Annotated in this window: 12 protein-coding genes; 8 read left to right on the forward strand and 4 right to left on the reverse strand. The window is 55.0% G+C overall.

The window, feature by feature from the left end:
• Positions 1–124 precede the first annotated feature (124 nt).
• Positions 125–2,167 (forward strand): oligopeptidase A, encoded by a 2,043-nt coding sequence (gene prlC / locus K5Y30_RS21525; protein WP_061719776.1) that lies wholly within the window; start codon positions 125–127, stop codon positions 2,165–2,167.
• A gap of 8 nt (positions 2,168–2,175) precedes the next feature.
• On the forward strand, positions 2,176–2,925 hold the full coding sequence (gene rsmJ, locus K5Y30_RS21530) for a 16S rRNA (guanine(1516)-N(2))-methyltransferase RsmJ (RefSeq protein WP_101762724.1): 750 nt from the start codon (positions 2,176–2,178) through the stop codon (positions 2,923–2,925).
• 65 nt (positions 2,926–2,990) lie between these two features.
• Here the strand turns inward: rsmJ and uspA are convergent, their stop codons facing one another.
• Positions 2,991–3,428 carry a universal stress protein UspA gene (gene uspA, locus K5Y30_RS21535; RefSeq protein ID WP_007889892.1) on the reverse strand — a complete coding sequence of 146 codons (438 nt, stop codon included), beginning with the start codon at positions 3,426–3,428 and terminating at the stop codon, positions 2,991–2,993.
• A gap of 418 nt (positions 3,429–3,846) precedes the next feature.
• On the opposite strand from uspA, the gene uspB reads away from it, so the two are divergent.
• Positions 3,847–4,182: a universal stress protein UspB gene (gene uspB / locus K5Y30_RS21540; RefSeq protein WP_008108136.1), complete on the forward strand. Its 336-nt coding sequence runs from the start codon at positions 3,847–3,849 to the stop codon at positions 4,180–4,182.
• Positions 4,183–4,336: 154 nt separating this feature from the next.
• Here uspB and pitA read toward each other — a convergent pair whose 3' ends face one another.
• Entirely contained in the window at positions 4,337–5,836 is a 1,500-nt protein-coding gene (gene pitA / locus K5Y30_RS21545) for an inorganic phosphate transporter PitA (protein WP_137386695.1), read from the reverse strand.
• A 242-nt stretch (positions 5,837–6,078) separates the two neighbouring features.
• Here pitA and K5Y30_RS21550 point away from each other — a divergent pair, with 242 nt between their 5' ends.
• Positions 6,079–7,263: an NAD(P)/FAD-dependent oxidoreductase gene (locus tag K5Y30_RS21550; RefSeq protein WP_137386694.1), complete on the forward strand. Its 1,185-nt coding sequence runs from the start codon at positions 6,079–6,081 to the stop codon at positions 7,261–7,263.
• Here K5Y30_RS21550 and K5Y30_RS21555 read toward each other — a convergent pair.
• The gene (locus tag K5Y30_RS21555) at positions 7,260–8,294 is read right to left on the reverse strand and encodes an autotransporter outer membrane beta-barrel domain-containing protein (protein WP_222185996.1); all 1,035 of its coding nucleotides are present in this window, start codon (positions 8,292–8,294) and stop codon (positions 7,260–7,262) included. The two genes, K5Y30_RS21550 and K5Y30_RS21555, sit on opposite strands and share 4 nt — an antisense overlap.
• Before the next feature lie 517 nt (positions 8,295–8,811).
• Here K5Y30_RS21555 and K5Y30_RS21560 point away from each other — a divergent pair.
• Positions 8,812–9,159 carry a hypothetical protein gene (locus tag K5Y30_RS21560; RefSeq protein ID WP_176972607.1) on the forward strand — a complete coding sequence of 116 codons (348 nt, stop codon included), beginning with the start codon at positions 8,812–8,814 and terminating at the stop codon, positions 9,157–9,159.
• Here the strand turns inward: K5Y30_RS21560 and K5Y30_RS21565 are convergent, their stop codons facing one another.
• On the reverse strand, positions 9,160–9,855 hold the full coding sequence (locus tag K5Y30_RS21565; RefSeq protein ID WP_222213317.1) for a cysteine hydrolase family protein: 696 nt from the start codon (positions 9,853–9,855) through the stop codon (positions 9,160–9,162).
• A gap of 100 nt (positions 9,856–9,955) precedes the next feature.
• Between K5Y30_RS21565 and K5Y30_RS21570 the strand changes: the two genes are divergently transcribed.
• The 3 genes from K5Y30_RS21570 to K5Y30_RS21580 all read left to right on the forward strand — a co-directional run bounded on the left by K5Y30_RS21570 (position 9,956) and on the right by K5Y30_RS21580 (position 12,529).
• Complete coding sequence (locus K5Y30_RS21570; protein WP_222213319.1) at positions 9,956–10,957, forward strand: GlxA family transcriptional regulator; 1,002 nt, start codon at positions 9,956–9,958, stop codon at positions 10,955–10,957.
• A 162-nt stretch (positions 10,958–11,119) separates the two neighbouring features.
• Positions 11,120–11,569, forward strand: coding sequence for a DUF1640 domain-containing protein (locus K5Y30_RS21575; protein WP_222213321.1), 450 nt, complete (start codon positions 11,120–11,122; stop codon positions 11,567–11,569).
• A gap of 177 nt (positions 11,570–11,746) precedes the next feature.
• Positions 11,747–12,529, forward strand: coding sequence for an IclR family transcriptional regulator (locus K5Y30_RS21580; RefSeq protein ID WP_222186000.1), 783 nt, complete (start codon positions 11,747–11,749; stop codon positions 12,527–12,529).
• The last annotated feature ends 4 nt before the right edge of the window (positions 12,530–12,533 follow it).

Raw genomic sequence — 12,533 nt, forward strand, 5'->3', positions numbered from 1 at the left:
TGGCGGGCTTTTCTTCATAAGTCCAGGCTCAGTGGCATTGATTTTCCTGTCATCAAGCCGCATGTTAGTAAAATGCGTCGCGCGAGCATTCGCGCCACTACTTCATCATGAAAGGACTGCGCTTATGACCAATCCGTTACTCACGCCTTTTTCGCTGCCCCCGTTTTCTGCTATCAAACCTGAACATGTGGTTCCTGCGGTTACCGAAGCGCTGAACGACTGTCGCGCAGCGGTGGAGCGCGTTGTGGCGCAAGGCGCGCCTTACACCTGGGAAAATCTGGTGCAGCCGCTGGCTGAAGTCGACGATCGCTTAGGTCGCCTGTTCTCGCCGGTCAGCCATCTGAATTCGGTGAAAAACAGCCCGGAACTGCGCGAAGCTTACGAGCAAACGCTGCCGCTGCTGTCCGAATACAGCACCTGGGTTGGCCAGAATGAAGGTTTGTATCAGGCCTATCGCAACCTGAAAGAGGGTGATAGCTACGCGGCGCTGGATACCGCGCAGAAGAAAGCGGTGGATAACAGCCTGCGTGATTTCGAGCTGTCCGGTATCGGTCTGGATAAAGAGAAGCAGAAGCGCTACGGCGAAATCGCGGCGCGTCTTTCTGAACTGGGTTCGACCTACAGCAACAACGTGCTCGACGCCACCATGGGCTGGAGCAAGCTGGTGACCGATGAAGCGGAGCTGGCAGGTATGCCGGAAAGCGCGCTGGCCGCCGCCAAAGCGCAGGCCGAAGCCAAAGAGCAACAAGGCTGGCTGCTGACGCTGGATATCCCAAGCTATCTGCCGGTGATGACTTACTGCGACAACGCCGCGCTGCGTGAAGAGTTGTATCGCGCGTATTCAACGCGTGCCTCCGAGCAGGGCCCAAATGCCGGTAAATGGGATAACGGTCCGGTGATGGCGGAAGAGCTGGCGCTGCGTCATGAACTGGCTCAGCTGCTGGGCTTTGACTCTTACGCCGACAAATCGCTGGCGACCAAAATGGCGGAAAATCCCGCGCAGGTCATCGACTTCCTGACCGATCTGGCGAAACGCGCCCGTCCGCAGGGTGAAAAAGAGCTGGCTCAGCTGCGTGCCTTCGCGAAGAAAGAGCACGGCGTCGACGAAATGAATCCGTGGGATCTGACGTATTACGGCGAGAAACAGAAACAGCATCTCTACACCATCAGCGACGAGCAGCTGCGTCCGTACTTCCCGGAAGCGCGCGCGGTGAGTGGTTTGTTCGAAGTGGTTAAACGCATTTACGGCATCACGGCTAAAGAGCGTAAAGACGTGGATGTTTACCATCCAGACGTGCGCTTCTTCGATCTGTTCGACGAAAGCGGCGAACTGCGCGGCAGCTTCTATCTCGATCTCTACGCACGTGAACACAAGCGTGGCGGAGCGTGGATGGACGATTGCGTCGGCCAGATGCGTAAAGCCGACGGCAGCCTGCAGAAGCCGGTGGCCTATCTCACCTGTAACTTTAACCGTCCACTGCAGGGTAAACCGGCGCTGTTCACGCACGATGAAGTGATCACGCTGTTCCATGAATTCGGTCACGGTCTGCATCATATGCTGACGCGCATCGAAACGCCGGGCGTGTCTGGCATCAGCGGTGTGCCGTGGGATGCCGTCGAGCTGCCGAGCCAGTTTATGGAAAACTGGTGCTGGGAGCCGGAAGCGCTGGCGTTTATCTCCGGCCACTACGAAACTGGCGAACCGCTGCCAAAGGAACTGCTGGATAAAATGCTGGCGGCGAAAAATTATCAGGCGGCGCTGTTTATCCTGCGTCAGCTGGAGTTCGGCCTGTTCGATTTCCGTCTGCATACCGAGTTCGATCCCGCGCAAGGTGCGCGCATCCTGGAAACCCTGCGTGAAGTGAAGAAGCAGGTTGCCGTGGTGCCAAGCCCTGAATGGGGCCGTTTCCCGCACGCCTTCAGCCACGTTTTTGCTGGCGGATATGCGGCCGGCTACTATAGCTATCTGTGGGCCGACGTGTTGGCTGCCGATGCCTATTCGCGCTTCGAAGAAGAGGGCATTTTCAACCGTCAGACCGGTCAGTCGTTCCTCGACAACATCCTGACGCGTGGCGGTTCCGAAGAGCCAATGGAGCTGTTCAAACGCTTCCGTGGCCGTGAGCCGCAGCTCGATGCGATGCTGGAACATTACGGAATTCAGGGATAAGCCGGCTTGTGAAAATTGGTTTAATCGATGAAACAGGCGCCGGAGACGGCGCCTTATTACATTTAGCCGAGCGCTGGGGTTTGCAGCAGGACGAACAGGCGACGATGGCGCTGGTGTTAACCGCTGAGCATCTTGAGCTGCGTAAGTTGGATGAGCCGAAACTTGGCGGCATCTTCGTGGATTTCGTTTCGGGCGCGATGGCGCATCGGCGTAAATTTGGCGGCGGTCGCGGCGAAGCGGTGGCAAAAGCGGTCGGCATCAAAAGCGGTTATCTGCCAGACGTGGTTGATGCAACGGCCGGTTTAGGGCGCGATGCGTTTGTGCTGGCGGCGCTGGGCTGTCGCGTGCGCATGCTGGAGCGCCATCCGGTGGTGGCGGCCTTGCTGGACGATGGCTTGCGTCGCGGTTATCAGGATGCGGAGATTGGCGGCTGGCTGCGCGATCGGCTGACGTTGCTGCACGCTGCTAGCCAGCAAGCGCTGAGCGATATCACGCCTGCGCCGGATGTGGTCTATCTCGATCCGATGTATCCGCATCGCCAGAAAAGCGCGATGGTGAAGAAAGAGATGCGGGTGTTTCAGTCGCTGGTCGGTGCGGATGATGATGCTGATGCGTTGCTGGAACCGGCGCGCCGTCTGGCGAAGAAGCGCATTGTGGTGAAGCGTCCGGATTACGCGCCGCCGTTAGCGGGCGTGGTGACGCAGGATGCGGTGGTGACCAAAAGCCATCGTTTTGATATTTATCCGCCGCAGGGGTAATAACGCAAACAATGCGCAATACATTGCGCCGCTACAAAAATCAGGCCGGTAACCCGGCCTGATTTTTATTCTTCGTCCTCGTCGCGCAGCGGCACAATCAACATGTCGATATGCACGGTGTTAATCAACTGGCGCGCCGATGACATCAGCTTGCTCCAGAAGTCCTGATGGTGACCACACACCACCAAATCCACATCATATTTCTTAATCGCATCCACCAGCACCTGGCCAAGATCGCCGCTGCCGCTCAGGGTTTCACTGATCGGATAACCGGCATTAATCGACAGCTCTTTCAGCGCGGTGTGCGTCTCTTCGGAAATACGCTTCTGCATGTCGCCCAGATTGACGTCAATCAGCCCGGTGTAGAGGTCTGAATAGTTCACATCAACGTGGATCAACGAGATTTTTGCGTCGTAAGGACGGGCCAGCGAAACGGCTTTATCAACCAGCAACTGGCTTTCCGGGGAAAGGTCTACTGCAATCAGGATGTGTTTATAAGCCATGATAAAACTCCTTTCTCAAGATTCGGGGCAATCTTCCTGCTTTCACGGTAGGCGATTCCTTTGCGCGAGACGGCGATGAAGCGCCACCAACCAACTATTTCAGCCTTGCAGGCGGTTTTTGTTATGTCCTGAGTATAGCCAGAGTTGTTAACAAATGCTGCAAGCGCAAGTTCGCTTGTGAGGAAGATCAAGCGTTATCGGCTTTTTCACTCGCCCTGAACGAAAATCATCGCTGGAAAAAAATTCAACAGATCTCCTACACTGAAAATAAGTGCCACTGCCATATGCGTTGCGCACTCAGGTTCGCATAACAACAATGCAATCGACATCATTCAATGGCTGGTTTATTTCCCGTGCGGCGTCTACAGCAATTCCCCGCTGCGTTCGACGTCGTTGCGGCTCCAGCCGGGAGGGGAACATGATCAGCACTATCGCGCTTTTTTGGGCTCTGTGTGTGGTTTGTCTGGTGAATATGGCGCGCTATTTCTCTTCTTTGCGCTCACTTTTAGCCGTTTTGCGCGGTTGCGATCCGCTGTTATATCAATACGTGGATGGTGCGGGTTTCTTCACGTCGCACGGGCAGCCGAGTAAGCAGGTGCGGCTGGTGCGCTATATCTGGGAGAAGCGCTATCACGATCATCATGACGACGAGTTCATTCGCCGCTGTGAGCGCGTGCGCGGACAGTTTGTGCTGACCAGCGGGCTCTGTTTTTTGGTGGTGGTGAGTTTGATTGCGATGGCGATCTGGCAATAAAAAAGGGCGACATCGCTGTCGCCCTCATACCCGTCATACTTCGAATCACAGCCGCGTTAGCTGCGCGATTTCACCTCAGTCACTTACTTGAGTAAGCTCCTGAGGATTCACTCTCTTGCTGCCTTGCTGTAATTCGAATTATTTAGGGTATCCATCAGATCAGTTTCAGTGCAATCCAATAGAGCGAACCCGACAGTAAAATACACACCGGCAAGGTGAATACCCACGCCATAGCGATATTTTTGATGGTGCGACTCTGCAATCCACCGCCATCGACCAGCATAGTACCGGCCACCGACGACGACAGAATGTGCGTGGTAGAAACGGGCATACCGGTGTAACTGGCCACGCCAATCGATACTGCGGCCGTCACCTGCGCCGACATCCCTTGCGCATACGTCATGCCTTTCTTACCGATTTTCTCACCAATGGTGGTGGCAACACGACGCCAGCCAATCATGGTGCCGATGCCGAGCGCCAGCGCCACAGCCACAATAATCCAGATCGGTGCGTACTCAACGGTGCCCAGCAAATCGCTTTTCAGCTTGTTGAGGAAGCGCTTATCGTCCGCGCTGGTTTCCGGCAGCTTGGCCACTTTATCTACGGTATCGGAAACGCACAGCAGCAGGCGACGCATCTGGCTGCGTTGATCAACCGTCAGCTGATCGTAGCTCTGCAGATTGTTCAGCAGCAGCTGCGCACGATCGATAGCCTGCAGCGCACGGCTGCTGTCGCAATGGAACTCCTGCGGACCGCCAAGCGATTCATCTGGCGTTGGCACCACAGGCGGCGCCATCTGCACCATGTGCGTCAGTGATTCGTTGTGCTGCTGATAATACTGCTCCAGATGGTTTACGGCATCGCGCGTGCGGGTGATGTCATAACCCGACGCATTCAGGTTCACCACAAAACCAGCCGGCGCAACGCCGATCAGCACCAGCATAATCAGGCCAATGCCTTTCTGACCATCGTTAGCGCCGTGTGAGTAGCTCACGCCAATCGCGGAAACGATCAGGGCAATGCGCGTCCAGAACGGGGGCTTTTTCTTGCCATCAATCTTTTCACGGTCAGCAGGCGTCATGTGGATGCGTGAACGCTTGGTGGTTCCGCTCCAGTAGCGACGCAGGATAAAGATCAGACCGCCTGCAATCACCAGACCTACAATCGGCGAAAGAATCAGGGACATGAAGATATTGATGACTTTCGGCAGGTTGAGCGCGTCAACCACCGAGGTGCCGGTCATCAGGGCGTTGGTGAGACCAATACCGATGATGGCGCCAATCAATGTGTGAGAACTGGACGCCGGCAAACCCAAATACCAGGTGCCAAGGTTCCAGATAATCGCGGCCAGCAGCATGGAGAAGACCATGGCGAGTCCGTGGGCCGAACCGACATTCAACAGTAAATCGGTCGGAAGCATGTGAACGATGGCATACGCCACGCTCAATCCACCAAGCAAAACACCTAAGAAGTTGAAAACACCCGCCATGACAACCGCCAGTTGCGCCCGCATCGCACGGGTATAAATGACAGTCGCGACCGCGTTAGCAGTGTCGTGAAAACCGTTGATTGCTTCGTAAAACAATACAAACAGCAAAGCAAGAATCAGTAACAGGCTGGTACTGAGGTCGAGACCAGCAAACAGATGTAGCATAAACGTTACGCCATTTTGGGAGGACATGAACGCGGCGCATTATCTGCGACAACGTGCGCGATATGAAAGAAAAATATAGCTCTTTATTGTCTTAAAATTGTAATGCAGCGTATAGATTTAGCTGAAAACAGCTTAAAATTAGTAAGTTACATTATGACACATTTACGGCATTTTTTTGAAGCTGGCGCTAAAAGCCGCAAATCCCTACAATCAGCGCCTTTCTGGCAAGGCGGATAAAAGCAGTGGAAAAGTTTGACGTTATCATTATTGGTGCAGGCGCAGCCGGCATGTTCTGTGCGGCGCAGGCGGGACAATTGGGTCGCCGCGTGCTGCTGCTGGATAACGGCAAAAAAGCCGGTCGCAAGATTTTGATGTCGGGCGGCGGTCGCTGCAACTTCACCAACATGCACACCGAACCGGCGGCGTACCTGTCGCACAACCCGCATTTCTGTAAATCGGCGCTGGCGCGCTACAACCAGTGGGATTTCATCGATCTGGTCAATCGCCACGGCATTGCGTATCACGAGAAAACGCTCGGGCAATTATTCTGCGATGACTCCGCACAGCAGATTGTCGATCTGCTGTTGAAAGAGTGTGATGCCGGGCAGGTGACGCTGCGCCTGCGCAGTGAAGTGCTGAGCGTTGAGCGCGACGATAACGGTTATACCTTGCAGCTGAACGGCACATCGGTGCAGGCAGAAAAACTGGTGATCGCCAGCGGCGGGCTCTCGATGCCAGGCCTCGGCGCCACGCCGTTTGGCTACAAAGTGGCGGAGCAGTTCGGCCTGAAAGTGTTCCCGACGCGTGCGGCATTGGTGCCGTTCACCCTGCATAAACCGCTGCTGGAACAGCTCAACACGCTGTCGGGCGTGGCGCTGCCTACTACCATCACCGCGCAGGATGGCACCTTATTTAAAGAAGCGATGCTGTTTACCCATCGCGGCTTATCGGGTCCCGCCGTACTGCAAATCTCCAGTTATTGGCAGCCAGGCGAATTCGTCACCATTGATTTATCACCCGCCACCTCGCTGGATGATTTCATTCATGTGCAGCGCGAAGCGCATCCCAATCTCAGCCTGAAAAACAGCCTGGCGAAAATTCTGCCAAAACGGTTGGTGGAAGTGCTGCAGGAGCTGAAGCAGATTCCCGACGTCACGCTAAAGCAGCTGAACAGCAAGCAGCAGGGCGAACTGGTCAGCACGCTGCATCAATGGCGCGTGCAGCCGAACGGCACCGAAGGTTATCGCACCGCCGAAGTGACGCTGGGCGGCGTCGATACCACCCAGCTGTCGTCGAAAACCATGGAAGCGCGCGATGTGCCGGGACTTTTCTTTATCGGCGAAGTGGTGGACGTTACCGGCTGGTTGGGCGGCTATAACTTCCAGTGGGCGTGGAGCTCGGCATGGGCGTGCGCGCAGGCGCTCTAAAAGGCAATCTGTACGCCCAGCTGAGTTTGCCAGTTGCTGGCCCCTTCCTGACCAAGGCGATGTTGCCGTTTAATCTGACTATTAAGCTGAACATTGTCTGTCAGTTGCCATGCAACGTAGCCGCTTAATTGCAGATGTTCGCCACCGCGTCCGGTGCGCAGATTATCTTTATTCACCGCAACATGGCCCGCATGGCCGCTGTACTGCACATAGCGGGTTTCAGCGCCTAATTTCAGGTTATCTGTTGGACTGAATTCATATTTCAAACCACCGGACGATTGCAGCTGCCTTTGCTGGGAATAACGAATACGTAGATTGTCGTTATCATGAATATCTTTGATGCGAGCCCAATGCGCAGTTGCTGCCAACACAGGCGTGAATGCATGCGCACTGTGCTGCCAGCGCCAGCCAACCTCAATGCCCAGGTTCGCGCTGCGGGCTTTTACCTGCGCCACATTCTCCTGCTCATCACTGTTTATATCGCCGCGATATTGGCTAATACCCAGCGGCAGCGCCAGCTGTAAGCCGCGCGGCTGTTGCCAGCTCAGCAGAGCATGAATCCCTTGTGTATCGAACTGACCCTGGCAACTGCCATTGGGTGAAGTGGGTTCAAACGTAAACCGGCCTTGGTTAATTGCCACACTCAGCGCCAGTTGCCGCTGTTCATCTTCCGTCAGCAAGCCACGTAGGCCGACCAGCCAGCCGTCGTAGCGGTTTTCACTTTGATTGTGATTCGCCTCGCTGTGATAGCGCTCCTGAAGGTGAAAGCCTGAAATGAACAGATTAGGACGACCCTCTTTCCCAGCCAGTTGCGCATCATCGATAAAACCCGCTTGCAGATTTTCGTCCATGCCAAACAGCGCGGCAGGCAGGGCGGCATACGCCGGGATTTGTGGTCTTGGTCGCGGCAAAACGGGCGGCGGTGGATTGCCGTCGAGTTCGGGATCGATCAGTTCGGGATCGGGTGGAAGAGGAGCAATCAGTGAACTCTGCAGCCGGTAAAACCAAAACAGATGCGGTCTGTTCCCCACCAGCTTACCTTGCAAAGGCGGACGATTTGCCGCCGGATTAAAATCATCATACCAACTGTTGCGGGCGAAAAATTTCCCGACCATTTTTATGCTGTCAGCGGCAGTATGTCTGGCGTTATGAATTATCGAATCGTCATGCAGATGTTCGGGTAGATGATGAGTAAACGCGTTGCCGTTAGGGTGGTGAATAAGGCTTGCTGTTGACGGAGAATGATCTGAAGAAGCGGCTCGAGTCTCTTGAGCATGCAAGGTTTGATGGCTACAGAGTGCTCCGATAGCCAGCACCAACTGAGTCGGTTTCATAGTCTCTTGTCTAAATCGCTAAAAGTTCGGCAACTTATAGTGACCCGTTAGTAGTGCCGTTTAAGACCTGTCTTGTTTTGGCGGGTAAAATGAATTGCTCAGAAGTTGATCACAGTTAACCGGTAACGTTGTGGACGCGACCGGCAAAATATGTGCAACCGGCCCAATGCTGCTACTATCGCGCGTTTCCTTTTTCCAGCGGATGAACCCATTGATGTTAAAACTCAAATTCCTTGTGCCGTTGCTGATCGTCATCAGTGCCGCGGTTTGGTGGCTGATGCCGCACTACAGCGATGAGGACAAAGGTTATTACATCGCCATGTTCTGTACGCTCACTCACGATGGACGAGGCAATGCTCCGCAAGATATGCAGCAGATTATTGAAGGCAGTAATTCCGATTACGCGTTGCAGAAGGTGCATTTCCAGCAAGGCCTGGCGGAGCATCTGCAAACGGTTTGGCAGGATTTGTCACCGCAACAGCAGCAACAAGCGCGGCAGGAAAGTCTCTCCTGCCGCCGTTTGATGTCTGAGAAATTGCTACCGGGCCAGCCGGTTCAGTGATTATTGCACTGGCAGCGCAAGTACCTGATCGGTGGTTTTGATTTCCGCGAACACATCGGCTACACCCGCCAGCGCGGCTTGCTGCAACACCTTGTGATCGACCACGTTGTTATCCCAGGTCGCCAAATCACGCGTGGCGGTGGCATCTTCCGGAATGATCACCGAATAACCCAGCGGCACGGCGTCACGTGCGGTGGATGACACGCACATGTGGGTCATCAGGCCGGTGACAATCAGCTGTTTGATGCCCAGCGAATCCAGCTGTTTCTGCAGGTCTGTGCCGACAAACGAACTTGGCGTGGCTTTGCTGATCACGCGGTCACCTTTAGCAGGCTGCAAATCTTTGTGGAACTCGGCAAAACGGCTGCCTTTGGCAAACAGCGGGCCATTGGCTTCACCCAGATGTTGCACAAAGAATACTGGCATGTTGTTTTTATGCGCGAACTCAACAATACGTTTGCTGTTGTTCAGCGCCTGCATGCCATCGGGAATCGGCATCTTGCCGCCAGGGAAATATTCGTTCTGGATATCGATGACAATCACCGCAGTCTGCTTTGCGTTAAGTGCAGTGGTGGCGGTGGCGCCGCTCATAGTACGGATGGTTGGTGCTTTTTCTGACTTGGTCTCGGCGGCGAATGCATTGCCAGAAATCGCCATGGCCAGCGCTAAGGTTCCTGAAGCGAAAATGTTTTTCATGAGTAATAATCCTTTGATGATTTAGCGGATAGAAGAGGCCAGCGCGGCCTCCGATGTGGTGCAGTATGGCGATTTCGCCGTCAGTGAAGGAGTACAACGGATGACAAATAACGTTCAATTTGCGCCAAAAATGCCAGGCACGGCAGCGCCCATCAAAGTGGGTATCGTGGTGTTCGATGACATCATTCCCTTCCACCTTTCTGTGCCCTGCGCGGTGTTTGAAAAAGCCGCTCGGGACGACGGCGCGTTGTGCTATCAGCTGCTGATCTGCGCCACGCACCCCGGACCGCTAAAAACCAACAGCGGCTTTTCCATTCTTGCCGAGCACGGCTTAGAGCAACTGGCCGATGTCGATATGGTGGTGGTGCCAAGCTGGAGCGATCCTGGCGTGCAGCCGCCGGCAGAGTTGCTGCAGGCCTTGCAGCAGGCGGCGCAGCGCGGCGCGCAGGTGGTAGGATTGTGCCTTGGCGCCTTCGTGTTGGGTGCCGCCGGATTATTAAGCCAGCGCCGCGCCACCACGCACTGGCGCTGGATGGCGGATTTCGAACGCCTCTATCCGGATGTGGCGATTGACCGCGACGTGCTGTATATCGACGAAGGGCAGATCGTCACCTCGGCAGGAACGGCAGCGAGCATTGATTGCTGCCTGCATCTGGTGCGCGAGCAGTGTGGTGTCGATGTGGCGAATAGCGTGGCGCGTATGCTGGTGGTGCCGCCGCATCGGCAGGGCGGGCAGGCGCAATATATTGAACAGCCGGTTTATCATTCGGCGGGCAACGATCGCTTTATGTCGGCGCTGAGCTGGGCGATAGAAAATCTGCAGCAGGCGCTCACGCTGGAGCAACTGGCAGATAAAGCTTTGATGAGCCGCCGCAGTTTTACCCGACGCTTCACCCAAACCACCGGCGGCTGTTTCAGCGAGTGGTTAGTCAATCAGCGGCTGGCACTGGCGCAGCGTTTTCTCGAGAAGACCGATCAACCGGTAGAACTGATTGCTGAGAAAGCCGGCTTCTCCTCGCCGCTGATGCTGCGCCGTCATTTTAAGAAGCAACTCAACACTTCTCCGCTGCAATATCGCAAAACTTTTCGCGGCAGATCCTGACGCTAATTTTGCGAGATGTCTCGCATCCGCATGCACGTTACTTGTTGTACTAATTGATATTTTTCGCAGCGCCGCGCAAAATACAAACAGTCACATGGTGCAATAATCGCTCGCTGAGCATGATGTTGGCATACGCCTCACATCAACTCATGAGCTTCACGGATGACACTCGCGATGATGAACACACACAAAGCCTTTAAAGCATTGCAGCTGGCCGGCGTCAGCGATCAACAGGCCGAAGCCATGGTCGAGATCTTTGCCGAGATGCAGCAGGATAATGCGTTATCTCGTGCTGATTTAATGAAGGCCGGAGAAGGAATTACAGGGAGCATTAAAGAACTGGATGTTCGACTTACCGGCGCGATTAAAGAGCAGGATGACCGGCTTAGTGCTGCAATTAGGGAGCTTGATGTTCGGCTTACTGGCGCGATTAAAGATCTGGATGTTCGGTTAACTGGCGCGATTAAGGATATTGAGGAACTAAAAGCTGACGTGAAACAACTCAAAGCGGATGTTGCCACGCTGAAAACCGACATGCGCTGGATTAAGCGTTTGCTCATGGTGATGACCACCACGATGGTCATTGCAGCGATCAAGTACATTTTCTCTTAGATTTCCTGCTCCTGCGCTGCGAGTACAGTCGGCTGTACTCGCAGCGCGGCGCGATTCACATTCCCGCACACGCGCTGCCGCCAAACGCGCTCAGCGCCGCGTAATTTGAAGCGGCGCACACTTATCAGGGAGTAAAACCACAACACTGCGCTCCAGATCATCAGACTGGAGTCCAGCATGTTGGAAATTACGCCTGTCCCCGCACTGACCCGCGCCATTGCGATTCTCGACTTTATTGCCCAGCACGGACCGTGCAGCGCCGCCGAGATCATTGAAACGCTGGCGCTGCCCAAAAGCAGTGCCTATCTGCTGTTCGCTGAACTGAAAAAACAGCGTCTGATCACCATCGATCGCAACAACAACTATTGTCTGTGGACGCGGTTGGTGGAGTTTGCCGGTCACGCACTGCAGCGCATGGATATCCGCGATATCGCGCGTCCACCTCTGACACGTTTAATGCAGCAGACCAATCTGCTGTGCCACCTCGGCATCCTCGATGGTGGTCACGCCTGTTACATCCTCAAACTCGAATCTGCCGCCACCATCAGCGTGCGCTCGCATGAAGGTAAAAGCCTGTCGCTCTATCGCTCGGGCATTGGCAAGTGTCTGCTGGCCTGGCAGCAACCCGAAGAGCAAGAACGCATCATCAGCGACATGCGCTTTGTGGCGGTGACGCCAACGTCGCTGCGGAACGCCGACGCGCTGCGCACCGAACTGGCACGCATTCGTCGTCAGGGCTGGAGCTTTGATAACGGTGAAGATTATCCCGACGTGCGCTGCGTCGCCGCGCCGATTTTCAATGCCCGCCAGCAGCTAGTTGCCGCCATTTCGCTGGTGGGCACCCGACTCGACATTGACGACGACAAACGCGATTACCTTGCTGGCCAGGCGATTGCCTGCGCCCGCGATATTTCCCGTCTGCTGGGCTGGCGTAGCCCGGCGCAAAAACACGCCTCGTAACCAG

The sequence above is a fragment of the Pantoea sp. DY-5 genome, from assembly GCF_019795955.1.
Lineage (GTDB): Bacteria > Pseudomonadota > Gammaproteobacteria > Enterobacterales > Enterobacteriaceae > Pantoea > Pantoea leporis.